21 protein-coding genes and 1 pseudogene are annotated in these 23013 nt (G+C 55.2%); 19 read left to right on the top strand and 3 right to left on the bottom strand.

Features of this window, described 5'->3' with window-relative positions; all coding sequences use genetic code 11:
* Positions 1 to 81: 81 nt before the first annotated feature.
* The 3 genes from rpoH (at position 82) to GBC03_02930 (ending at position 3641) form a co-directional block, all read left to right on the top strand.
* Complete coding sequence (gene rpoH, locus GBC03_02940) at positions 82 to 936, top strand: RNA polymerase sigma factor RpoH (protein ID QFS69239.1); 855 nt, start codon at positions 82 to 84, stop codon at positions 934 to 936.
* 130 nt (positions 937 to 1066) lie between these two features.
* Complete coding sequence (locus GBC03_02935) at positions 1067 to 2332, top strand: 4-aminobutyrate--2-oxoglutarate transaminase (protein ID QFS69238.1); 1266 nt, start codon at positions 1067 to 1069, stop codon at positions 2330 to 2332.
* Positions 2333 to 2540: 208 nt separating this feature from the next.
* On the top strand, positions 2541 to 3641 hold the full coding sequence (locus GBC03_02930) for a high-affinity branched-chain amino acid ABC transporter substrate-binding protein (protein ID QFS69237.1): 1101 nt from the start codon (positions 2541 to 2543) through the stop codon (positions 3639 to 3641).
* Positions 3642 to 3739: 98 nt separating this feature from the next.
* On the opposite strand, the gene panM is transcribed toward GBC03_02930, so the two are convergent.
* A complete protein-coding gene (gene panM / locus GBC03_02925) occupies positions 3740 to 4123 on the bottom strand; it encodes an aspartate 1-decarboxylase autocleavage activator PanM (GenBank protein QFS73896.1) in 384 nt (127 codons plus the stop codon).
* Between the two features lie 420 nt (positions 4124 to 4543).
* On the opposite strand from panM, the gene livk reads away from it, so the two are divergent.
* From livk to ugpQ, 10 genes are all read left to right on the top strand, one after another.
* Positions 4544 to 5653 carry a high-affinity branched-chain amino acid ABC transporter substrate-binding protein LivK gene (livk, locus tag GBC03_02920; protein ID QFS69236.1) on the top strand — a complete coding sequence of 370 codons (1110 nt, stop codon included), beginning with the start codon at positions 4544 to 4546 and terminating at the stop codon, positions 5651 to 5653.
* A gap of 170 nt (positions 5654 to 5823) precedes the next feature.
* Positions 5824 to 6750, top strand: a complete 927-nt coding sequence (gene livH / locus GBC03_02915) for a high-affinity branched-chain amino acid ABC transporter permease LivH (GenBank protein ID QFS69235.1) — start codon at positions 5824 to 5826, stop codon at positions 6748 to 6750.
* The gene (livM, locus tag GBC03_02910) at positions 6747 to 8024 is read left to right on the top strand and encodes a high-affinity branched-chain amino acid ABC transporter permease LivM (GenBank protein ID QFS69234.1); all 1278 of its coding nucleotides are present in this window, start codon (positions 6747 to 6749) and stop codon (positions 8022 to 8024) included. The genes livH and livM overlap by 4 nt, the downstream gene beginning before the upstream one ends.
* Complete coding sequence (gene livG, locus GBC03_02905; GenBank protein ID QFS69233.1) at positions 8021 to 8788, top strand: high-affinity branched-chain amino acid ABC transporter ATP-binding protein LivG; 768 nt, start codon at positions 8021 to 8023, stop codon at positions 8786 to 8788. The genes livM and livG overlap by 4 nt, the downstream gene beginning before the upstream one ends.
* A gap of 1 nt (position 8789) precedes the next feature.
* A complete protein-coding gene (gene livF / locus GBC03_02900; GenBank protein QFS69232.1) occupies positions 8790 to 9503 on the top strand; it encodes a high-affinity branched-chain amino acid ABC transporter ATP-binding protein LivF in 714 nt (237 codons plus the stop codon).
* Between the two features lie 302 nt (positions 9504 to 9805).
* Positions 9806 to 11122, top strand: a complete 1317-nt coding sequence (ugpB, locus tag GBC03_02895; GenBank protein QFS69231.1) for a sn-glycerol-3-phosphate ABC transporter substrate-binding protein UgpB — start codon at positions 9806 to 9808, stop codon at positions 11120 to 11122.
* Between the two features lie 104 nt (positions 11123 to 11226).
* On the top strand, positions 11227 to 12114 hold the full coding sequence (ugpA, locus tag GBC03_02890; protein ID QFS69230.1) for a sn-glycerol-3-phosphate ABC transporter permease UgpA: 888 nt from the start codon (positions 11227 to 11229) through the stop codon (positions 12112 to 12114).
* Positions 12111 to 12956, top strand: a complete 846-nt coding sequence (gene ugpE, locus GBC03_02885) for a sn-glycerol-3-phosphate ABC transporter permease UgpE (GenBank protein QFS69229.1) — start codon at positions 12111 to 12113, stop codon at positions 12954 to 12956. The genes ugpA and ugpE overlap by 4 nt, the downstream gene beginning before the upstream one ends.
* Before the next feature lie 9 nt (positions 12957 to 12965).
* On the top strand, positions 12966 to 14036 hold the full coding sequence (gene ugpC / locus GBC03_02880; protein QFS69228.1) for a sn-glycerol-3-phosphate ABC transporter ATP-binding protein UgpC: 1071 nt from the start codon (positions 12966 to 12968) through the stop codon (positions 14034 to 14036).
* Positions 14033 to 14779 carry a glycerophosphodiester phosphodiesterase gene (gene ugpQ, locus GBC03_02875; GenBank protein ID QFS69227.1) on the top strand — a complete coding sequence of 249 codons (747 nt, stop codon included), beginning with the start codon at positions 14033 to 14035 and terminating at the stop codon, positions 14777 to 14779. Before ugpC ends, ugpQ begins: the two co-directional genes overlap by 4 nt.
* Here the strand turns inward: ugpQ and GBC03_02870 are convergent.
* Positions 14763 to 15140, bottom strand: a complete 378-nt coding sequence (locus tag GBC03_02870) for a DUF2756 family protein (protein ID QFS73895.1) — start codon at positions 15138 to 15140, stop codon at positions 14763 to 14765. The genes ugpQ and GBC03_02870 overlap by 17 nt on opposite strands.
* A gap of 119 nt (positions 15141 to 15259) precedes the next feature.
* Here GBC03_02870 and GBC03_02865 point away from each other — a divergent pair, with 119 nt between their 5' ends.
* The gene (locus GBC03_02865; protein QFS69226.1) at positions 15260 to 17005 is read left to right on the top strand and encodes a gamma-glutamyltransferase; all 1746 of its coding nucleotides are present in this window, start codon (positions 15260 to 15262) and stop codon (positions 17003 to 17005) included.
* Between the two features lie 87 nt (positions 17006 to 17092).
* On the opposite strand, the pseudogene GBC03_02860 reads toward GBC03_02865, so the two are convergent.
* Positions 17093 to 17581, bottom strand: a pseudogene (locus GBC03_02860) (N-acetyltransferase).
* Between the two features lie 460 nt (positions 17582 to 18041).
* Between GBC03_02860 and GBC03_02855 the strand changes: the two are divergent.
* The 5 genes from GBC03_02855 to gntU all read left to right on the top strand — a co-directional run bounded on the left by GBC03_02855 (position 18042) and on the right by gntU (position 22995).
* Positions 18042 to 19079, top strand: a complete 1038-nt coding sequence (locus tag GBC03_02855; GenBank protein ID QFS69225.1) for an oxidoreductase — start codon at positions 18042 to 18044, stop codon at positions 19077 to 19079.
* A gap of 123 nt (positions 19080 to 19202) precedes the next feature.
* Positions 19203 to 19898, top strand: a complete 696-nt coding sequence (locus GBC03_02850) for a cupin domain-containing protein (protein ID QFS69224.1) — start codon at positions 19203 to 19205, stop codon at positions 19896 to 19898.
* Positions 19899 to 19988: 90 nt separating this feature from the next.
* Positions 19989 to 20984, top strand: a complete 996-nt coding sequence (gene gntR / locus GBC03_02845) for a gluconate operon transcriptional repressor GntR (protein QFS69223.1) — start codon at positions 19989 to 19991, stop codon at positions 20982 to 20984.
* Positions 20985 to 21123: 139 nt separating this feature from the next.
* Positions 21124 to 21651: a gluconokinase gene (gene gntK / locus GBC03_02840; protein QFS69222.1), complete on the top strand. Its 528-nt coding sequence runs from the start codon at positions 21124 to 21126 to the stop codon at positions 21649 to 21651.
* A gap of 3 nt (positions 21652 to 21654) precedes the next feature.
* A complete protein-coding gene (gene gntU / locus GBC03_02835) occupies positions 21655 to 22995 on the top strand; it encodes a gluconate transporter (GenBank protein ID QFS69221.1) in 1341 nt (446 codons plus the stop codon).
* Positions 22996 to 23013 lie beyond the last annotated feature (18 nt).

Raw genomic sequence — 23013 nt, 5'->3', positions numbered from 1 at the left:
AATCTCGTTGCTCATTAACGCTGGCACGGTTGTTGCTGTCTATCGCTGTGGTGTCAGACGATAAAACTTGAGAGGATTTGAATGACCAAAGAAATGCAAAATTTAGCTTTAGCCCCTGTTGGTAACCTGGAGTCTTACATCCGGGCTGCGAACGCGTGGCCGATGTTGTCGGCTGACGAGGAACGGGCACTGGCTGAAAAGCTGCATTACCAGGGCGATCTGGAAGCAGCTAAGACGCTGATCCTGTCTCACCTGCGCTTTGTTGTTCATGTTGCTCGTAACTATGCGGGCTATGGCCTGCCGCAGGCGGATCTGATTCAGGAAGGTAATATCGGCCTGATGAAAGCCGTGCGCCGTTTCAACCCGGAAGTGGGTGTGCGCCTGGTTTCCTTCGCCGTGCACTGGATCAAAGCTGAGATCCACGAATACGTCCTGCGTAACTGGCGTATCGTGAAAGTGGCGACCACCAAAGCACAGCGTAAGCTGTTCTTTAACCTGCGTAAAACCAAGCAGCGTCTGGGCTGGTTTAATCAGGATGAAGTGGAAATGGTCGCGCGTGAGCTGGGGGTTTCCAGCAAAGACGTTCGCGAGATGGAATCTCGTATGGCGGCACAGGACATGACTTTTGATATGTCCACGGACGACGAATCCGACAGCCAGCCGATGGCGCCGGTGCTGTATCTGCAGGATAAAACCTCTAACTTTGCCGATGGTATTGAAGAGGATAACTGGGAAGATCAGGCCGCCAACAAATTGACCCACGCGATGGAAGGTCTCGACGAGCGTAGCCAGGATATTATCCGCGCCCGCTGGCTGGACGAAGATAACAAGTCCACGCTGCAGGAACTGGCCGATCGCTACGGCGTTTCCGCAGAACGTGTGCGTCAGCTTGAAAAGAACGCCATGAAAAAACTTCGCGCCGCTATCGAAGCGTAACGCCCGCGAAGTCCCCGCTAAAACCCTGGATAACTGTCCGGGGTTTTTGTTTTTTTAGCGCCTGCTCTGGCGAATTTCTCCCCCCTGGCAAACACTTACCGATGGGTTGTGCGCATCTTAGGGGATGAAAATGAAAAATAACGAACTGAATGAACGGCGTTTGCAGGCGACGCCGCGCGGGATCGGCGTGATGTGCGGCTTTTACGCCGAGAGAGCGGAAAACGCAACGTTGTGGGATGTGGAAGGTCGTGAGGTGATCGACTTTGCCGCCGGCATTGCGGTGCTGAATACCGGGCACCGGCACCCCAAAGTCATCGCCGCGATTGAAAAACAGCTCCAGTCCTTTACTCATACCGCTTACCAGATTGTTCCTTACGAAAGCTATGTCCGGCTTGCTGAACGTATCAACACACGCGTTCCCATTCAGGGGCCGGTGAAAACGGCGTTCTTCTCTACCGGTGCAGAGGCGGTGGAAAACGCGGTGAAGATTGCCCGCGCGTATACCAAACGCCCAGGGCTAATTACCTTCAGCGGCGCATTTCATGGGCGGACCTTCATGACGATGGCGCTGACCGGTAAGGTTGCGCCCTACAAAATCGGTTTTGGGCCGTTTCCTGGTTCGGTTTATCACGCCCAGTACCCTAATGCGTTGCACGGCGTGAGTACTGCCGATGCGCTGCAAAGTCTGGAGCGCATTTTCAAAGCGGATATCGCGCCGGATCAGGTCGCCGCCATCATCCTTGAACCGGTTCAGGGCGAAGGGGGCTTTAATGTTGCGCCAACGGATTTCATGCAGGCGCTGCGGGCGTTGTGTGATACCCACGGTATCTTGTTGATCGCCGATGAGGTGCAGACCGGCTTTGCTCGTACCGGCAAGCTGTTTGCGATGGAGCATCATGGCGTACAGCCCGATCTGATGACAATGGCGAAAAGCCTGGCGGGCGGGATGCCGCTCTCTGCGGTGGCTGGCCGTGCCGGGGTGATGGATGCGCCTGCGCCTGGCGGTCTGGGAGGGACGTATGCCGGGAATCCACTGGCCGTTGCGGCAGCACACGCGGTACTGGATGTGATTGATGAAGAACAGCTCTGCGCCCGCGCTGCCACATTGGGCGCGACGCTGGTCGACGCGTTGAATCAGGCGAAAGCGGACTGTCCGTTTATTGCCGACATTCGTGCTCAGGGGTCGATGGTGGCGGTGGAATTTAACGACCCGCACACCGGGAAGCCCTCCCCGGAATTCACCCGCCAGGTGCAGGACCGCGCCTTGCAGGAAGGACTTCTGTTGCTGAGTTGCGGCGTGTATGGCAACGTTATTCGTTTTCTCTATCCGCTTACCATCCCTGAGGCGCAATTTCGTCAGGCGCTCGGCATTATCACCCACTCGCTGACACGATAAACCTGTGCCGTCCCTCACCGGGCGGCACGACGTTATGTCGTTCACTTATTATTTGAATATGAAATTAGCTATTCCAAAATTATAAAAATGGGGTATGTTTTAGCAGAGTGTGCTGAAAATGCGCGAACGGCACATCTATAAATGAAATAAAGCGCTACACAACAACATCACAATAGTCGTAATAACCATAAGAATGGGGAAGGTCAGGATGAATATGAAGGGTAAAGCGTTACTGGCAGGATGTATCGCGTTGGCATTCAGCACAATGGCTCAGGCCGATATTAAAGTCGCTGTTGTGGGTGCGATGTCCGGTCCGGTAGCCCAGTACGGCGATCAGGAGTTTACTGGTGCGGAACAAGCGGTTGCAGACATTAATGCCAAAGGTGGTATCAAAGGCGAAAAACTGCAGATCGTAAAATATGATGATGCCTGTGACCCGAAACAAGCGGTCGCAGTAGCAAACAAAGTGATCAATGACGGCATCAAATACGTTATCGGCCACCTGTGCTCCTCTTCCACTCAGCCTGCGTCTGATATCTATGAAGACGAAGGTATTCTGATGATCACCCCGGCGGCAACGGCACCGGAACTGACCGCGCGTGGCTATAAACTGGTACTGCGCACCACGGGCCTGGACTCAGACCAGGGCCCGACCGCCGCGAAATACATTCTGGAGAAAGTGAAGCCGCAGCGCATCGCGATCGTTCACGACAAACAACAGTACGGTGAAGGTCTGGCGCGTGCCGTGCAGGAGAACCTGAAGAAGGGTAATGCCAACGTGGTGTTCTTTGACGGTATCACTGCCGGTGAGAAAGACTTTTCTACGCTGGTGGCGCGTCTGAAGAAAGAGAATATCGACTTTGTCTACTACGGCGGTTATCACCCGGAAATGGGCCAGATCCTGCGTCAGGCTCGTGCTGCTGGCCTGAAAACGCAGTTCATGGGGCCGGAAGGGGTTGCTAACGTTTCCCTGTCTAATATCGCCGGTGAATCGGCTGAAGGTCTGCTGGTGACCAAACCGAAGAACTACGATCAGGTTCCCGCGAACAAACCTATCGTTGATGCGATCAAGGCGAAGAAACAGGATCCGAGCGGTGCGTTCGTGTGGACCACCTACGCTGCGCTGCAATCTTTGCAGGCGGGCCTGAACCAGTCAGCCGATCCGGCTGAAATCGCCACCTGGCTGAAAGCGAACTCAGTGGAAACCGTGATGGGACCGCTGTCGTGGGATGAGAAGGGCGATCTGAAAGGCTTTGAATTCGGCGTCTTCGACTGGCATGCCAACGGCACGGCGACCGACGCGAAGTAATTGAATGCCGGATGGCGCTGGCGCTTATCCGGCCTACCGTTCTGGGAAAATACGCTAGCGAATGTAGGCCGGGTAAGCATTAGCGCCACCCGACTTTTTTAACGCTTTTCCCAGCCGTTCTGCTGCGCGGTAAAGCCCAGTACCTGCATAAACGCTGCCATGATCCCCCGGTCTTCCACGCCGACATCCGCCATCCACCAGGATGAGACGTCCGGATTATCCTGGATCACCTCTTCCACCAGATATCTCCCCACTCCCCGACGCCGCGTGACGTCACGGATGCGCAGCGAATCCAGCGCGCCCTGAGTGCCGCTCAGGGTGACCCTTACGGCACCTAACAATCGCTCATTAAATCGCGCTGCGTAGATCCGGTGTGTTTCATCTACGCTTAAAGAGGCGGCGGAATACTCCGGCCAGATTTTGCCCAGGTCGATCAGGTCCTGATCGCTAAAGTGTTCTAAACGAATGATGGTCAGCTTCATCGACAGCATGTCCAAATCACAAAAGATAATGCCAGTGTACCGAAATAATTCATCAGGACGCTTTCTCTTTTTTAAATCATTTGGCAGGGGATTAATTTTGTGACGGTCAGAACCTCAGTTCGAAACATCAGAGAATGAAAAACAGGCAGAATAATACCCTGGAAGGCAGTGTTTTATTCGGCTCATTGTCCCGTTATTTTATGCTGACAAGCGTGCTTTTTTTTGTTTATCTATGGTGAAAAGCAGAATATTATCTGTTCTTAATAGACTGAAAAATAGAGATTTTAATCTGTATTTGCGGAAAATACTGCGCTAAACCATTAATCAGACTAGTAAAAATAGTGTAGTACAAATAAAGCACAGTCTGCTTTTTAACCATATAAATACAAAATAAGTACATCACGAATGGGGATTCAGTAAATGAAACGGAATGCGAAAACGATCGTCGCAGGGGTGATCGCACTGGCGATGTCGCAGGCGGCGATGGCAGAGGAGATTAAAGTTGCCGTTGTGGGCGCGATGTCAGGTCCGGTAGCCCAGTGGGGCGACATGGAATTTAACGGCGCACGTCAGGCCATTAAAGACATCAATGCGAAAGGCGGCATCAAAGGCGACAAACTGGTGGGCGTGGAATATGACGATGCCTGCGATCCTAAACAGGCCGTGGCAGTGGCGAACAAAATCGTCAATGACGGCATTCAGTATGTGATTGGTCACCTCTGCTCATCTTCCACTCAGCCGGCGTCGGATATCTACGAAGACGAAGGCATTCTGATGATCTCGCCTGGTGCGACTAACCCGGAACTGACGCAGCGTGGCTACGCGCACATCATGCGTACCGCCGGGCTGGACTCCTCTCAGGGACCGACCGCGGCAAAGTATATTCTTGAGCAGGTAAAACCGCAGCGTATCGCCATCCTGCACGACAAACAGCAGTACGGTGAAGGGCTGGCGCGTTCCGTTCAGGACTCGCTGAAAGCGGCAAACGCCAATATCGTCTTCTTTGATGGTATTACCGCAGGCGAGAAAGATTTCTCCGCGCTGCTCGCGCGCCTGAAAAAAGAGAACATCGACTTTGTGTATTACGGCGGCTACTACCCGGAAATGGGGCAAATGCTGCGCCAGGCGCGATCCGTCGGGCTGAAAACCACGTTCATGGGGCCGGAAGGCGTGGGCAATGCGTCGCTGTCGAACATCGCCGGTGAAGCGGCTGAGGGCATGCTGGTTACCATGCCAAAACGCTATGATCAGGATCCGGCCAACAAAGCGATTGTTGATGCGCTGAAAGCCGATAAAAAAGATCCTACCGGTCCGTATGTATGGATCACCTACGCCGCCGTGCAGTCACTGGCAACGGCATTGGATCGTTCCGGCAGCAAAGCGCCGCTGGATCTGGTGAAAGATTTGAAAGCAAACGGTGCTGATACCGTGATTGGGCCGCTGAAATGGGATGAAAAAGGCGATCTGAAGGGATTTGAATTTGGTGTCTTCCAGTGGCATGCGGACGGCTCGTCCACCGCCGCCAAATAAGGCAACCACTCGTCATACTTCGAGCCGCAGATGCGTTGGCTTCGTTCACCCACCCCGGTCACGTACTTGTGTACGCATCCCGGGGATGGGCAAACTTGCCGCCTTCCTGCAACTCGAATTATTTAGAGTGGGTTCAGTATCCCGGTTTGTCGGGTTGAAAAGGTTATTTTATGTCCGAGCAGTTCCTTTATTTCTTGCAGCAGATGTTTAACGGCGTCACGCTGGGAAGCACCTACGCGCTGATCGCTATCGGTTACACCATGGTGTACGGCATTATCGGCATGATCAACTTCGCCCATGGCGAGGTGTACATGATCAGTAGCTATGTCTCTTTTATGATTATCGCGGCACTGATGATGATGGGGATTGATACCAGTTGGTTACTGGTGGCAGCCGGATTCATTGGGGCGATTATCATTGCCAGCGCCTACGGCTGGAGCATCGAGCGGGTGGCTTATCGGCCCGTCCGCAGTTCCAAGCGTCTGATTGCGCTTATCTCCGCCATTGGGATGTCCATCTTCCTGCAAAACTACGTCAGCCTGACGGAAGGTTCGCGAGACGTGGCGCTACCCAGCCTGTTCAACGGGCAATGGGTGGTGGGTGCCAGCGAAAACTTCTCTGCTTCGATCACGACCATGCAGCTGGTTATCTGGATTGTGACCTTCCTGGCGATGCTGGCGCTGACTATCTTTATCCGCTACTCCCGCATGGGACGCGCCTGTCGCGCCTGCGCAGAAGACCTGAAAATGGCCAGCCTGCTCGGGATTAACACTGACCGCGTGATTGCGCTGACCTTTGTGATTGGCGCGGCGATGGCGGCGGTGGCTGGCGTGCTACTCGGACAATTCTACGGGGTGATCAACCCTTATATTGGCTTTATGGCCGGGATGAAAGCCTTCACCGCTGCGGTTCTCGGCGGGATCGGCAGCATCCCTGGCGCGATGATCGGCGGCCTGATTCTGGGCGTCGCGGAAGCACTTTCTTCTGCTTATCTGAGTACGGAATACAAAGACGTGGTGTCGTTCGCTCTGTTGATTCTGGTACTGCTGGTGATGCCGACCGGGATTCTGGGTCGTCCGGAGGTAGAGAAAGTATGAAACCGATGCATTTTGCGATGGCGCTGCTCTCTGCCGCGATGTTCTTCGTTCTGGCGGGCGTCTTTATGGGCGTTCAGTTGCAACTGGATGGCACCAAACTGGTGGTGGATACCGCTACCGACATCCGCTGGCAGTGGGTGTTTATCGGTACTGCCGTGGTCTTTTTCTTCCAGATGCTGCGTCCGATCTTCCAGAAGAGCCTGAAGAGCGTCTCCGGGCCGAAGTTTATTCTGCCAGCCATTGATGGCTCAACCGTAAAGCAGAAGTTGTTCCTGATTGCGCTGCTGGTGATTGCCGTGGCGTGGCCGTTTATGGTTTCACGCGGCACGGTGGATATCGCCACGCTGACCATGATTTACATCATCCTCGGTCTGGGGCTGAACGTCGTTGTGGGGCTCTCCGGCCTGCTGGTACTGGGCTACGGCGGCTTCTACGCGATTGGCGCGTACACCTTCGCGCTGTTGAACCACTATTACGGTCTCGGCTTCTGGACCTGCCTGCCTTTGGCAGGGCTGGTTTCGGCGGCGGCGGGTTTTCTGCTGGGCTTCCCGGTGCTGCGCCTGCGCGGCGATTATCTGGCCATTGTGACCCTGGGCTTCGGTGAGATAGTCCGTATCCTGCTGCTCAACAATACTGAGATCACCGGTGGTCCGAACGGCATCAGCCAGATCCCGAAACCGACGCTGTTCGGCCTCGAGTTCAGCCGGAGCGCGCGTGAAGGCGGCTGGGATACCTTCAGCAACTTCTTTAACGTGAAATACGATCCGTCCGATCGCGTGATTTTCCTCTATCTGGTCGCACTGTTGCTGGTGGTGCTGAGCCTGTTTGTGATTAACCGTCTGCTGCGCATGCCGCTGGGACGGGCGTGGGAAGCGCTGCGTGAAGATGAGATCGCCTGCCGCTCGTTAGGCTTAAGCCCAACGCGCATCAAACTGACCGCTTTTACCATCAGCGCCGCGTTTGCCGGTTTCGCTGGCACGCTGTTCGCAGCGCGTCAGGGTTTTGTCAGCCCCGAGTCGTTCACCTTTGCCGAGTCGGCGTTTGTGCTGGCGATCGTGGTACTCGGCGGAATGGGTTCACAGTTTGCGGTGATCCTTGCGGCTATCCTGCTGGTGGTTTCCCGCGAGCTGATGCGTGACTTCAATGAATACAGCATGTTGATGCTGGGTGGTTTGATGGTACTGATGATGATCTGGCGTCCGCAGGGCTTGCTGCCGATGACCCGTCCACAGTTGAAACTGAAAAACGGGGAAGCGAAAGGAGAGCAGGCATGAGTCAGCCATTATTATCGGTTAACGGCCTGATGATGCGCTTCGGCGGTCTGCTGGCGGTCAACAACGTTGAACTGGAACTGCATCCACAGGAAATTGTGTCGCTGATCGGGCCGAACGGCGCCGGTAAGACCACGGTGTTTAACTGCCTGACCGGTTTTTATAAGCCGACGGGCGGCACCATTAAGCTTCGCGATCAGCACCTTGAAGGGCTGCCGGGTCAACAAATTGCCCGTATGGGCGTAGTGCGAACCTTCCAGCACGTACGTCTGTTTCGTGAAATGACGGTGATTGAAAACCTGCTGGTGGCACAGCATCAGCAACTGAAAAGCGGCGTGTTTTCCGGCCTGCTGAAAACCCCGGCGTTTCGTCGGGCGCAGAGCGAAGCGCTGGATCGTGCGGCCACCTGGCTTGAGCGTATCGGTCTGCTGGAACACGCGAACCGTCAGGCCAGCAACCTGGCCTATGGCGACCAGCGTCGTCTGGAGATCGCCCGCTGTATGGTGACACAGCCAGAGATTCTGATGCTGGATGAACCGGCTGCGGGTCTTAATCCGAAAGAGACCAAAGAGCTGGACGAGCTGATTGCCGAGCTGCGCAACCATCACAACACCACCATCCTGCTCATTGAGCACGATATGAAGCTGGTGATGGGGATTTCCGACCGTATTTACGTGGTGAACCAGGGCACGCCGCTGGCGAACGGGACGCCGGAACAGATTCGTAATAACCCGGACGTGATCCGTGCATACCTTGGTGAGGCGTAAGATGGAAAAAGTCATGTTGTCCTTTGACAAAGTCAGTGCCCACTACGGCAAAATTCAGGCGCTGCATGAGGTGAGCCTGCACATCAATCAGGGGGAGATTGTGACCCTGATTGGTGCCAACGGCGCCGGGAAAACGACGTTGCTTGGTACGCTGTGCGGCGATCCGCGTGCGACCAGCGGTCGGATTGTGTTTGATGATAAAGACATCACCGACTGGCAAACGGCAAAAATCATGCGTGAAGCGGTAGCGATTGTTCCGGAAGGGCGTCGCGTGTTTTCCCGCATGACGGTGGAAGAGAATCTGGCGATGGGCGGCTTCTTTGCCGAGCGCGACCAGTTCCAGGAGCGCATCAAGTGGGTATACGAACTGTTCCCGCGTTTGCATGAACGTCGTATTCAGCGTGCGGGTACGATGTCCGGCGGTGAACAGCAGATGCTGGCGATTGGTCGTGCACTGATGAGCGAGCCGCGTCTGCTGCTGCTTGACGAGCCTTCTCTGGGACTGGCGCCGATTATCATCCAGCAGATCTTCGACACCATCGAACAACTGCGCGAGCAGGGAATGACCATCTTCCTCGTTGAGCAGAACGCTAACCAGGCGCTGAAGCTGGCCGATCGCGGCTACGTGCTGGAGAACGGTCATGTCGTTCTCGAGGATACCGGCGACGCGCTTCTGGCCAACGAAGCGGTTCGCAGCGCCTATTTAGGCGGTTAAACGGTCTGTGATGCCTGATGACGACGCATTGCGTCTTATCAGGCCTACAAGACCAAGCCGTTTGTATTGCCCGGTGGCGCATACGCTTACCGGACCCACAGGATCGACCAGGCCGGGTAAGGCGAAGCCGCCACCCGGCTTTTTTCTGTTTTCTTGCCACTGAAACGTCATTCACCTGAAGCCTGACTGTCACCGCTTCGTCATCTAACGGTTATCTTTCTGTCATTCGCGCATGTCATGTTACCTCGCGAGCATAAAACGCGTGATTTCGCGCATCCGGCACAATAAGAGAGATGATGACAATGACATCGTTACGACACACAGCTTTGGGTCTGGCGGTTGGTCTGGCTTTTGCGACGAACGCAATGGCCGTTACCACCATTCCATTCTGGCATTCCATGGAAGGGGAGTTGGGTAAAGAAGTTGACTCCCTGGCGCAACGTTTCAACGACACCCACCCGGATTACAAGATTGTGCCGGTGTACAAAGGTAACTACGAACAGAGCCTGAGCGCCGGCATCGCCGCGTTCCGTACCGGAAATGCGCCAGCGCTGCTACAGGTTTATGAAGTCGGCACCGCGACAATGATGGCCTCGAAAGCCATCAAGCCGGTCTATGAAGTGTTCAAGGACGCAGGGATTAACTTCGACGAATCGCAGTTTGTACCGACCGTTTCTGGCTACTACACCGATTCGAAAACCGGGCATCTGTTGTCTCAGCCGTTTAACAGTTCCACCCCAGTGCTGTACTACAACAAAGACGCTTTCAAGAAAGCCGGTTTAGATCCGGAGCAACCGCCGAAAACCTGGCAGGATCTGGCTGACTACACCGCGAAGCTGAAAGCCGCAGGGATGAAGTGTGGCTACGCCAGCGGCTGGCAGGGCTGGATCCAGATCGAAAACTTCAGCGCCTGGCACGGTCTGCCGGTGGCGACTAAAAATAACGGTTTCGACGGCACTGATGCGGTGCTGGAGTTCAATAAACCGGAGCAGGTGAAACACATCGCGCTGCTGGAAGCACTGAACAAGAAGGGCGATTTCAGCTACTTCGGACGTAAAGACGAGTCCACCGAGAAGTTCTATAACGGCGATTGCGCTATCACAACTGCCTCTTCCGGATCGCTTGCTGATATCCGCCATTACGCCAAATTCAACTATGGCGTAGGCATGATGCCTTACGATGCGGACGCCAAAGGCGCGCCGCAGAACGCCATCATCGGCGGCGCGAGCCTGTGGGTGATGCAGGGCAAAGACAACGATACCTACAAAGGCGTTGCCGAGTTCCTCGACTTCCTGGCAAAACCGGAAAATGCGGCCGAATGGCATCAGAAGACCGGCTATCTGCCGATCACCAAAGCCGCTTACGATCTGACCCGCGAGCAGGGCTTCTATGACAAGAACCCCGGTGCGGATATTGCGACGCGTCAGATGTTGAACAAGCCGCCATTACCGTTCACCAAAGGGCTGCGTCTGGGTAACATGCCGCAGATCCGCACCATCGTTGATGAAGAGCTGGAAGGCGTGTGGACCGGCAAGAAAACTCCGCAGCAGGCGCTGGATGCCGCCGTCGAGCGTGGTAATCAACTGCTGCGCCGCTTTGAGCAATCGACCAAATCGTAATCTGTGACTTGCCCGGTGGCGCTTCGCTTACCGGGCCTACAACGCGCCACATGTAGGCCGGGTAAGCGAAGCGCCACCCGGCATTGTTCAGGAATCAACCCCTTATGTCCTCATCCCGTCCGGTGTTCCGCTCGCGTTGGCTGCCCTATTTGCTGGTCGCGCCACAACTGGCGATCACCGTCATTTTCTTTATCTGGCCTGCGGGTGAAGCGCTGTGGTACTCACTACAAAGCGTCGATCCGTTTGGGCTTTCCAGCCAGTTTGTCGGGCTGGATAATTTCGTCACGCTGTTTCATGACAGCTACTACCTCGACTCCTTCTGGACGACGATCAAATTCAGCGCGCTGGTGACCTTCAGCGGCCTGCTGGTATCGTTATTTTTCGCCGCGCTGGTGGATTACGTGGTGCGCGGCAGTCGTCTGTATCAGACGCTGATGCTGCTGCCCTATGCCGTGGCGCCTGCGGTGGCCGCCGTATTGTGGATCTTCCTGTTTAATCCTGGCCGCGGGCTTATTACCCATTTCCTTGAGCAGTTTGGCTATGACTGGAACCACGCGCAGAACAGCGGACAGGCGATGTTCCTGGTGGTTTTTGCGTCTGTCTGGAAGCAGATTAGTTACAACTTCCTTTTCTTCTTCGCCGCGCTGCAATCGATCCCGCGCTCGCTGGTTGAAGCCGCCGCGATCGATGGCGCCGGGCCGATCCGTCGCTTTTTCAAACTGGCGCTACCGCTGATCGCGCCGGTGAGTTTCTTCCTGTTGGTGGTCAATCTGGTCTACGCCTTCTTCGATACGTTCCCGGTTATTGATGCCGCGACCGCAGGCGGTCCGGTGCAGGCTACCACGACGCTGATTTATAAGATCTACCGCGAAGGGTTTGCCGGGCTGGATCTCTCTGCGTCCGCCGCGCAGTCGGTGGTGCTGATGTTCCTCGTCATCATTCTGACGGTGGTGCAGTTCCGCTACGTAGAAAGTAAGGTGCGTTACCAATGATTGAAAACCGTCGCGGGCTGACGATATTCAGCCACACCATGCTGATACTGGGGATTACGGTGATTTTGTTCCCGCTGTACGTCGCGTTTGTCGCGGCGACGCTGGACAACAACGCGGTGTTTGAAACGCCGATGACGCTTATCCCCGGTACGCATCTGCTGGAAAACATGAAAAACATCTGGGTCAACGGCGTCGGTGCGAACAGCGCGCCGTTCTGGCTGATGATGCTCAACAGCTTCATCATGGCGTTTGGCATTACGGTGGGGAAAATCGCGGTCTCAATGCTTTCCGCCTTTGCCATCGTCTGGTTTCGTTTTCCGCTGCGTAACCTGTTCTTCTGGATGATTTTTATCACCCTGATGCTGCCGGTTGAAGTGCGCATCTTCCCGACGGTGGAAGTGATCGCCAACCTGAAAATGCTCGACAGTTACGCCGGGCTGACGCTGCCGCTGATGGCCTCGGCAACCGCCACCTTTTTGTTCCGCCAGTTCTTTATGACCCTGCCGGATGAACTGATTGAAGCGGCGCGTATTGACGGTGCCTCGCCGATGCGTTTTTTCCGCGACATCGTGCTGCCGCTGTCGAAAACCAATCTGGCGGCGTTGTTCGTCATCACCTTTATCTACGGCTGGAACCAGTATCTGTGGCCGTTGCTGATTATTACTGACGTCAATCTGGGGACTGCCGTGGCGGGGATCAAAGGCATGATTGCCACCGGCGAAGGCACCACCATGTGGAATCAGGTGATGGCGGCAATGTTGCTGACCCTCATCCCGCCGGTCATTATCGTTTTAGCCATGCAGCGGGCGTTTGTGCGTGGTTTAGTGGACAGTGAGAAGTAGGATACCGCGATGGCAGGTTTAAAATTACAGGCAGTAACCAAAAGCTGGGATGGTAAAACCCAGGTGATTCAACCGCTGACGCTGGACGTGGCGGACGGTGAATTTATTGTGATGGTCGGCCCATCCGGCTGCGGGAAATCAACGCTTCTGCGGATGGTGGCCGGACTGGAGCGTGTCACCAGCGGTGATATCTGGATCGACCGTCAGCGCGTGACCGAAATGGAGCCAAAAGATCGCGGGATCGCGATGGTTTTCCAGAACTATGCGCTCTACCCGCACATGAGCGTGGAAGAGAACATGGCGTGGGGGCTGAAAATCCGGGGGATGGGCAAGGGGCATATTGAGCAGCGAGTGAAAGAGGCGGCGCGTATTCTCGAACTGGACGGCCTGCTCAAACGTCGTCCGCGCGAACTCTCCGGTGGCCAGCGTCAGCGTGTGGCGATGGGGCGCGCCATTGTGCGCGATCCCGCCGTGTTCCTGTTTGATGAGCCGCTGTCGAACCTGGATGCCAAACTGCGCGTGCAGATGCGTCTGGAACTCCAGCATCTGCACCGTCGCCTGAAAACCACCTCGCTGTACGTGACCCACGATCAGGTCGAAGCGATGACGCTCGCCCAGCGCGTGATGGTGATGAACAAAGGCATTGCCGAGCAGATTGGCACGCCGGTGGAGGTTTATGAAAAACCGGCCAGCCGCTTTGTCGCGAGCTTTATTGGCAGTCCGGCGATGAACCTGCTGGAAGGGCGCATCAGCCATGCGGGTACGCACTTCGAACTGGAGAGCGGCATGGCGCTACCGGTGAACTGGTTTTATCGCGGCTATGCCGGGCGTAAAATGACGCTGGGTATCCGCCCGGAACATATTGCGCTAAGCTCCCAGGCGGAAGGCGGCGTGCCGCTGGTGGTGGACACGCTGGAGATGCTGGGCGCGGACAACCTGGCGCACGGTCGCTGGGGCGATCAAAAGCTGGTGGTGCGTCTGGCCCATCAGGAGCGCCCAAAGGCAGGCAGCACGCTGTGGCTGCATCTGCCGGAAAATCATTTGCACCTTTTTGACGGTGAAACAGGACAACGTGTATGAGTAACTGGCCGTATCCCCGCATCGTCGCCCATCGCGGCGGCGGTAAACTGGCACCGGAAAACACGCTGGCGGCGATCGACGTTGGCACGCGCTACGGACATACCATGATCGAGTTCGACGCGAAGCTGTCGAAGGATGGGGAAATTTTCCTGCTGCACGATGACAACCTTGAACGCACCAGCAACGGCTGGGGCGTGGCGGGGGAGCTCAGCTGGCAGGATTTGCTGCGGGTGGATGCCGGCGGCTGGTACAGCGGCGAATTTAAAGGCGAACCGCTCCCACTACTCTCGCAGGTGGCAGAACGCTGTCGCCTGCATGGCCTGATGGCCAATATCGAAATTAAACCGACCACCGGAACCGGGCCACAGACGGGGAAAGTGATAGCCCTCGCCGCGCGTACGCTATGGCAGGGGATGACCGCACCGCTGCTGTCGTCATTTGACATCGATGCGCTGGAAGCGGCGCAGGCCGCCGCGGTGGAGTTACCTCGAGGTTTGTTGCTTGACGAGTGGCGTGATGACTGGCGCGAACTGACCGCTCGCCTGGCCTGCGTGTCGATTCACCTGAATCACACCCTGCTGGATGAAACGCGGGTTAAGCAGCTTAAAACGGCGGGGTTACATATTCTGGTGTATACCGTCAACAAACCCCAGCGCGCGGCGGAACTGCTGCGCTGGGGCGTGGACTGCATCTGTACCGATGCGATTGACGTGATTGGCCCGGACTTTACTGCTGCGGGTTAAGCATATCGCCATTCTGACGCGGCGGTAGCATGTGTTGCTGGCCGCTCCCCTGTCGCGTACTGCCACTCAACATTCCGCCGTTGGTATTCGGTAACGGCTGTTCGCGTACCTGACCCTGCTGGATCCGCTGCTGATTGTTGTTCATTTGCGTTTGCAGGTTTTGCTGCTGGAGTTGCGTCTGCGATTTTAACTGCTGATTTAACATCCCTTTCTGTTGAATCTGCTGTGTTTGCATCTGCGTTTGCATCCGCTGCTGGCTGGGGATCTGATAACCCGGCTGGTTCGGATTGTTCAGGGTGTTAATCGGCTGTGCGAGACAGGCAAATGGCAGTAGCGCTGCCAAAATTAAGCATCGTTTCATCATCTTTCCTCCTCTGAGGTCTCTCTTAAGTTTACCCCTTTCCTGGCGAAACGATGATCATTTCAGAGTTATGCACCAGGCTTAGTGGGGGGCTGACCCCGCATCTTTGGAGAATAACGATGACGAAACCGACGTTTTTACGCCGGGTAGCCCTTGCTGCTCTGCTCTCAGGAAGCTGTTTCAGCGTGCTCGCTGCTCCCCCTCCTCCGCCTCCGGTGTCGTATGGCGTGGAAGAGGATGTGTTCCATCCCGTTCGCGCGAAACAGGGGATGGTGGCCTCGGTGGATGCGATGGCAACAAAGGTGGGGGTGGATATTCTCAAACAGGGCGGTAACGCTGTGGATGCCGCGGTTGCCGTGGGATATGCGCTGGCGGTGACGCATCCGCAGGCCGGGAATCTGGGTGGCGGTGGTTTTATGCTGCTGCGGACCAAAGACGGTAAGACCACGGCGATCGATTTTCGCGAAATGGCACCGGCTAACGCTACACGCGACATGTTCCTTGACGATCAGGGCAATCCGGACAGTAAAAAATCGCTGACCTCCCATCTGGCTTCCGGCACGCCGGGCACAGTGGCTGGGTTCTCACTGGCGCTGGAAAAATATGGCACCCTGCCGCTCAACAAAGTGGTGCGTCCGGCGATCAAGCTGGCTGAAGAGGGCTTTGTGGTTAACGATGCGCTGGCGGACGATCTGAAAACCTACGGCAGTGAAGTGTTGCCGAATCACGAGAACAGCAAAGCTATCTTCTGGAAGGATGGCGAACCGCTGAAAAAGGGCGACAAGCTGGTGCAGAAAAACCTGGCAAAAAGTCTGGAGCTGATTGCGGAAAAGGGGCCGGAGGCTTTCTATAAAGGGGCGATTGCCGACCAGATTGCGCAGGAGATGCAGAAAAACGGCGGGTTGATGACTAAAGAAGATTTGGCGGGCTACCAGGCGGTAGAGCGCACGCCGATCGGCGGCGACTATCGCGGGTATCAGGTCTTCTCAATGCCGCCCCCGTCCTCTGGCGGGATCCACATCGTGCAGATCCTGAATATCCTTGAAAATTTCGACATGAAGAAATACGGCTTTGGCAGTGCGGACGCCATGCAGGTGATGGCGGAAGCGGAGAAACAGGCCTACGCCGATCGTTCGGAATACCTGGGCGACCCGGATTTTGTGAACGTGCCGTGGCAAGCGCTGACCAACAAAGATTACGCCAAATCGATTGCCGAACGGATTGATATCAACAAGGCGAAACCTTCCAGTGAAATTCGCCCTGGTAAGCTTGCGCCTTATGAGAGTAACCAGACGACTCACTTCTCGGTGGTGGATAAAGACGGTAACGCCGTGGCGGTGACGTATACCCTCAACACCACCTTCGGGACCGGCATTGTGGCGGGTAACACCGGCATTCTGATGAATAACGAGATGGATGACTTTTCGGCCAAACCGGGCGTACCTAACGTCTATGGTCTGGTGGGGGGCGATGCCAATGCCGTTGGACCGAAGAAACGTCCGCTGTCGTCGATGTCGCCCACCATCGTGGTGAAAGACGGTAAAACCTGGCTGGTCACCGGCAGCCCTGGCGGGAGTCGTATTATCACGACCGTGCTGCAAATGGTGGTCAATAGCATCGATTTCGGGATGAACGTGGCGCAAGCCACCAATGCGCCGCGTTTCCATCATCAATGGTTGCCGGATGAGTTGCGTGTGGAGAAAGGCTTCAGCCCGGATACCCTTAAACTGCTTGAGCAAAAAGGGCAGAAGGTCGCGCTGAAAGAGGCGATGGGCAGCACGCAAAGCATCATGGTTGGGCCGGACGGCACGTTGTACGGTGCATCTGACCCACGCACCGTGGACGATTTAGCCGCAGGGTATTGATTTTGTTGCCGGGTGGCGGCTTCGCCTTACCCAGCCTACGTTTGTGCAGCTGTAGGCCCGGTAAGCGTAGCGCCACCGGGCAATTTGTCACTTCATCCGCGCCATAAAATATGCATCGACATACTCGCCGTTACGCAGGCCGTACTTTTTGCCGGTGCCTTCAATTTCGAAACCGTATTTTTTATACACCGCCACGGCGGGCGCATTATCGACAAACACCGTTAATTCAATGCGTTCGACGCGCAGCCAGTTGTCGCACATATCGATCATGGTACGCATTAATGCGCTGGCGACCCCGTGGTTTTGCCATTGTGTATCGACACAAATACCAAAATCGGCGACATGACTCCGGCGCGGACGCTAAGCGACGGCAATGCACAGGTGTCCGACGACGCGGTCATCAATACAGGCGACAAGTTGTTTGATGCCGGGCTGTTCGGCGAGTCGTGTCTGCCACATCTCGCTGGAAGGATGAGGAACCTGTAGCGTGTTGTAATACACCTCCGGCTGGGCATGGATCTGACGAATCGCGTCGTAATCTTTGGTCTCAGCGTGGCGTATCACGATCTCACTCATTCCCGCTCTCCTTCATCGTTAATTGTGCCTTTACAGTCGCTGAGATTAAAAATGTCGTCAACCGCATTTTTTTGTAAAAATCACTGGACAACTGCGAATGAGAATGATTATTATTGCTCTGCGTTCAGGAAGACCCTTGCGGAGAAACCTGAAAGCACGACATTGCTCACATTGCTTCCAGTATTATTTTAGCCAGCCGGGTGCTGGCTTTTTTTTTGGTTTTTTTTCAGCCTGGCTTACTTGTCATTTTGTCCCCGGGAAGTGCTCGAGCTCCTCACGTACATTAAGTACGCTCCGGTTGCTGTGCGCAGGCCGTGAATAATCTGCCTGCGCCACTCACGCCCGAGGCGCGAGCAATCCGTTTCCAGGTGCGCCAGCGCGCCCTCAAGGACTTCCCGCATTTAGTCTCCCTCCGCTTTGCGCTATGGTGTAGGTCATCACCTTCTGAAAGGACAGCATCATGACCTTACATTGCGCATTTATTGGGTTCGGCAAGAGCGCGACTCGCTACCATCTTCCGTACGTTCTCAACCGTAAAGACACCTGGCATGTGGCCCATATTTTTCGCCGTCACGCGAAGCCGGAAGAGCAGGCGCCCATCTACTCACACATCCATTTCACCAGCGATCTTGATGAAGTGTTCAACGACCCTGAGGTGAAACTGGTCGTCATCTGTACCCACGCGGACAGCCATTTTGACTACGCGAAACGGGCGCTGGAAGCCGGAAAGAACGTACTGGTTGAGAAGCCATTCACCCCGACGATGGTTGAAGCGAAGGTGCTGTTTGAACTGGCGCAAAACAAAGGGCTGACGGTGACGCCGTATCAGAACCGTCGCTTTGATTCCTGTTTCCTGACCGCCAAAAAAGCGATTGAAAGCGGTAAGCTTGGTGAGATTGTGGAAGTGGAAAGCCACTTCGATTACTACCGTCCGGTTGTGGAAACCCACCCCGGTTTGCCGCAGGATGGCGCGTTCTATGGCCTGGGCGTACACACCCTGGATCAGATAATCTCGTTGTTTGGTCGCCCGGACCATGTGGCCTACGACATCCGCAGCCTGCGCAATAAGGCCAATCCGGATGACACCTTTGAAGCGCAGCTGTTTTACGGCGATGTAAAGGCGATTGTCAAAACCAGCCATCTGGTGAAAATCGACTATCCGAAGTTTATCGTTCACGGCACCAAAGGTTCGTTTATCAAATACGGTATTGATCAGCAGGAAACCAGCCTGAAGGCCAACATCATGCCGGGTGAACCGGGCTTTGCGGCAGATGATTCCGTTGGCGTGCTGGAGTACGTCAACGATGAAGGCGTGACGGTGAAAGAAGAGATCAAACCGGAAACGGGCGACTATGGTCGTGTCTACGACGCGCTGTATGCCACTCTCACCACCGGCGTGCCAAATTACGTCAAGGAATCTGAAGTTCTTACCAATCTTGAAATTCTCGAACGGGCATTTGAACAGGCCTCTCCTGCCACCATCAGCCTTGCCCGATAAGCCGGATTGGCTCCTCCTGAGTTGTTCATAATTTTTGAACAGAGGAGTCAATTTTCACCCTCTATGATTGATGGTGGATTCGGTCCACACTTACTCCATCGAAAACATCTGGGGGTGAACACAATGATCTACTTACGCAAAGCAAACGACCGTGGCCACGCGAATCATGGCTGGCTGGATTCCTGGCATACCTTCTCTTTTGCGGATTACTACGATCCAAACTTTATGGGCTTCTCGGCATTGCGCGTGATTAACGACGACGTGATCGACGCTGGTCAGGGGTTCGGTACTCACCCACATAAAGACATGGAAATCCTGACCTACGTGCTGGAAGGCGCAGTAGAACACCAGGACAGCATGGGCAATAAAGAGCAGGTTCCGGCGGGTGAATTCCAGATTATGAGCGCGGGGACCGGGATCCGTCACTCTGAGTACAACCCGAGCAAAACGGATCGTCTGCGTCTGTATCAGATCTGGATCATTCCGGAAAAAACCGGCATCACGCCGCGTTATGAGCAGCGCCGCTTCGACGCCGCGCAGGGCAAACAGCTGGTGCTGTCGCCGGACGCTCGCGACGGCTCGTTGAAAGTGTACCAGGATATGGAGCTGTACCGCTGGGCGCTGGTGAAAGGCGAGCAGTCAGTACATCAGATTGCCGCTGAACGTCGCGTCTGGATCCAGGTGGTAAAAGGTGAGGTGAGCATTAACGGCACTAAAGCCACTACCAGCGACGGTCTGGCGATTTGGGATGAGCAGGCTCTGTCAATTCATGCTGACAGCGATAGCGAAATCCTGCTGTTTGATCTGCCTCCTGTATAAATAATTACGCAACCTTCCCTTTAAACGGGGAAGGTTGTGCTTTGTCCGTGATAAACTGAGCAAATCTCTCACTTATGATTTCTCAGGACGATGAAGAAGAAAAGACCCGTACTTCAGGATGTAGCCGACCGCGTTGGCGTGACCAAAATGACGGTCAGCCGCTTTTTGCGTAATCCGGAGCAAGTTTCCGTCGCCCTGCGGGGCAAGATCGCTGCTGCACTTGATGAACTGGGTTATATTCCCAATCGCGCACCTGATATCCTCTCCAACGCCACCAGCCGGGCCATTGGCGTTTTACTGCCCTCGTTAACCAACCAGGTTTTTGCCGAAGTTTTACGCGGCATTGAGGCCGTGACGGACGCGCATGGCTATCAAACCATGCTGGCGCACTACGGTTATAAGCCGGAGATGGAACAGGAGCGTCTGGAATCGATGCTCTCGTGGAACATCGATGGTCTGATCCTGACTGAACGTACCCATACGCCGCGCACGTTGAAAATGATCGAAGTGGCAGGAATTCCGGTGGTTGAACTGATGGACAGTCAGTCGCCTTGCCTCGATATCGCTGTCGGTTTTGACAACTTTGAAGCCGCGCGTCAGATGACCGCCGCGATTATTACACGCGGGCATCGCCACATCGCTTATCTGGGAGCACGTCTCGACGAACGTACTATCATCAAACAGAAGGGTTATGAGCAGGCGATGCTGGATGCGGGTCTGGTACCCTACAGTGTGATGGTGGAGCAGTCTTCTTCTTACTCCTCGGGTATTGAGCTTATCCGTCAGGCGCGTCGTGAGTATCCACAACTGGACGGTATCTTCTGTACCAACGATGACCTGGCGGTGGGCGCAGCTTTTGAATGTCAGCGTTTAGGGCTGAAGATCCCGGACGACATGGCAATTGCGGGTTTCCACGGCCATGATATCGGCCAGGTGATGGAGCCGCGTCTGGCCAGCGTGCTGACGCCGCGCGAGCGTATGGGCAGCATTGGCGCAGAACGTCTGCTGGCGCGCATTCGTGGGGAGAGCGTCACGCCAAAAATGTTAGATTTAGGTTTCACCTTGTCACCGGGTGGATCTATTTAAGCCAACAAGTTTGAAGTAGCTCACACTTATTCACTTCTCGCACGTTTGGATATTGCTTCTGTTTTAGTCAGGCTGGACAATGTTACCGATAACAGTTACCCGTAACAATTCCTGATTCTTGTACTGTGGGGGCACCACTTTGAGCACGACTAACCATGATCACCACATTTACGTTCTGATGGGCGTATCGGGCAGTGGCAAATCCGCTGTCGCCAGCGAAGTAGCGCATCAACTGCATGCCGCGTTTCTTGATGGCGATTTTCTCCATCCGCGTCGCAACATTGAGAAAATGGCGTCTGGTGAACCACTCAATGATGACGACCGTAAGCCGTGGCTGCAGGCGCTGAATGATGCGGCGTTTGCGATGCAGCGTACCAACAAGGTTTCGCTGATCGTCTGTTCCGCGCTGAAAAAACACTACCGTGACCTGCTGCGTGACGGTAACCCGAACCTCTCTTTCATCTACCTGAAAGGCGATTTCGACGTGATCGAAAGCCGTCTGAAGGCGCGTAAAGGCCATTTCTTCAAAACCCAGATGCTGGTGACGCAGTTTGAAACGCTGCAAGAGCCGGGTGCTGACGAAAACGATGTACTGGTGGTGGATATCGATCAGCCACTGGAAGGTGTTGTTGCCAGCACCATTGAGGTCATTAATAAAAGGCAGTAAGTTTTGAGTACATTAACGCTTGTTTTAACGGCAGTAGGCTCTGTTCTGCTGCTGTTGTTTTTAGTGATGAAGGCGCGTATGCACGCCTTCGTTGCTTTGATGGTGGTGTCTATTGGTGCAGGTCTCTTTTCCGGTATGCCGCTCGATAAAATCGCGGCGACAATGGAAAAAGGGATGGGAGGTACGCTGGGTTTCCTGGCGATTGTGGTCGCTCTGGGGGCAATGTTCGGCAAGATTTTGCATGAAACGGGCGCGGTCGATCAGATTGCGGTCAAGATGTTGAAATCCTTCGGCCACAGTCGCGCGCACTATGCGATTGGGCTGGCGGGGCTGATTTGCGCGCTGCCGCTGTTCTTTGAAGTGGCGATTGTACTGTTGATTAGCGTCGCGTTCTCGATGGCGCGTCACACCGGTACGAACCTGGTGAAGCTGGTGATTCCGCTGTTTGCGGGCGTGGCGGCTGCCGCAGCATTTCTGCTGCCAGGGCCGGCACCGATGCTGCTCGCCTCTCAGATGCACGCCGACTTCGGTTGGATGATTCTGATTGGTCTGTGCGCCGCGATTCCTGGGATGATCATCGCCGGGCCGCTGTGGGGCAACTTTATCAGCCGCTACGTTGAGCTGAATATTCCTGACGATATTACCGAACCGCACCTGGGCGAGGGCAAAATGCCGTCCTTCGGCTTTAGCCTGTCGCTGATCCTGCTGCCGCTGGTGCTGGTGGGGCTGAAAACCATCGCCGCACGCTTTGTGCCAGTCGGTTCTACGGCTTATCAGTGGTTTGAATTTGTCGGTCACCCGTTCACCGCAATTCTGGTGGCTTGTCTGGTGGCGATTTACGGCCTGGCGATGCGTCAGGGGATGCCGAAAGATAAGGTGATGGAGATCTGCGGTCACGCGCTGCAACCGGCGGGGATCATCCTGCTGGTGATTGGTGCAGGCGGCGTCTTCAAGCAGGTACTGGTGGATTCCGGCGTGGGCCCGGCATTGGGTGAAGCGCTGACCGGGATGGGCTTACCGATTGCCATTACCTGCTTCGTGCTGGCGGCGGCGGTGCGTATCATTCAGGGCTCCGCGACCGTGGCCTGCTTAACGGCGGTGGGTCTGGTGATGCCGGTGATTGAACAACTGAACTTCTCCGGTGCGCAGATGGCGGCGCTGTCTATCTGCATCGCAGGCGGTTCTATCGTGGTCAGCCACGTGAACGACGCCGGTTTCTGGTTGTTCGGGAAATTCACCGGTGCGACAGAAGCACAAACCCTGAAGACCTGGACGATGATGGAAACCATCCTCGGCACCGTGGGCGCCGTTATTGGGATGATTGCGTTTCAACTATTGAGCTGATGTTTGTCGGGTGGCGCT

Source organism: Citrobacter telavivensis (assembly GCA_009363175.1).
Taxonomy (GTDB): Bacteria; Pseudomonadota; Gammaproteobacteria; order Enterobacterales; family Enterobacteriaceae; genus Citrobacter_A; species Citrobacter_A telavivensis.
The sequence above is the reverse complement of the archived record's forward strand: the minus strand, read 5'-3'. Positions and strand labels throughout refer to the sequence as shown.

Excerpts from the sequence above, each read along its gene's own strand:
- livF (QFS69232.1), top strand. The coding sequence starts at position 8,790 with ATGGAAAAAGTCATGTTGTCCTTTGACAAAGTCAGTGCCCACTACGGC.
- livk (QFS69236.1), top strand. The coding sequence starts at position 4,544 with ATGAAACGGAATGCGAAAACGATCGTCGCAGGGGTGATCGCACTGGCG.
- GBC03_02850 (QFS69224.1), top strand. The coding sequence starts at position 19,203 with ATGATCTACTTACGCAAAGCAAACGACCGTGGCCACGCGAATCATGGC.
- GBC03_02870 (QFS73895.1), bottom strand. The coding sequence starts at position 15,140 with ATGAAACGATGCTTAATTTTGGCAGCGCTACTGCCATTTGCCTGTCTC.
- ugpC (QFS69228.1), top strand. The coding sequence starts at position 12,966 with ATGGCAGGTTTAAAATTACAGGCAGTAACCAAAAGCTGGGATGGTAAA.
- GBC03_02865 (QFS69226.1), top strand. The coding sequence starts at position 15,260 with ATGACGAAACCGACGTTTTTACGCCGGGTAGCCCTTGCTGCTCTGCTC.
- GBC03_02930 (QFS69237.1), top strand. The coding sequence starts at position 2,541 with ATGAATATGAAGGGTAAAGCGTTACTGGCAGGATGTATCGCGTTGGCA.
- livG (QFS69233.1), top strand. The coding sequence starts at position 8,021 with ATGAGTCAGCCATTATTATCGGTTAACGGCCTGATGATGCGCTTCGGC.
- GBC03_02855 (QFS69225.1), top strand. The coding sequence starts at position 18,042 with ATGACCTTACATTGCGCATTTATTGGGTTCGGCAAGAGCGCGACTCGC.
- ugpA (QFS69230.1), top strand. The coding sequence starts at position 11,227 with ATGTCCTCATCCCGTCCGGTGTTCCGCTCGCGTTGGCTGCCCTATTTG.
- ugpE (QFS69229.1), top strand. The coding sequence starts at position 12,111 with ATGATTGAAAACCGTCGCGGGCTGACGATATTCAGCCACACCATGCTG.
- ugpQ (QFS69227.1), top strand. The coding sequence starts at position 14,033 with ATGAGTAACTGGCCGTATCCCCGCATCGTCGCCCATCGCGGCGGCGGT.
- ugpB (QFS69231.1), top strand. The coding sequence starts at position 9,806 with ATGACATCGTTACGACACACAGCTTTGGGTCTGGCGGTTGGTCTGGCT.
- panM (QFS73896.1), bottom strand. The coding sequence starts at position 4,123 with ATGAAGCTGACCATCATTCGTTTAGAACACTTTAGCGATCAGGACCTG.
- livH (QFS69235.1), top strand. The coding sequence starts at position 5,824 with ATGTCCGAGCAGTTCCTTTATTTCTTGCAGCAGATGTTTAACGGCGTC.
- livM (QFS69234.1), top strand. The coding sequence starts at position 6,747 with ATGAAACCGATGCATTTTGCGATGGCGCTGCTCTCTGCCGCGATGTTC.
- gntR (QFS69223.1), top strand. The coding sequence starts at position 19,989 with ATGAAGAAGAAAAGACCCGTACTTCAGGATGTAGCCGACCGCGTTGGC.
- rpoH (QFS69239.1), top strand. The coding sequence starts at position 82 with ATGACCAAAGAAATGCAAAATTTAGCTTTAGCCCCTGTTGGTAACCTG.
- GBC03_02935 (QFS69238.1), top strand. The coding sequence starts at position 1,067 with ATGAAAAATAACGAACTGAATGAACGGCGTTTGCAGGCGACGCCGCGC.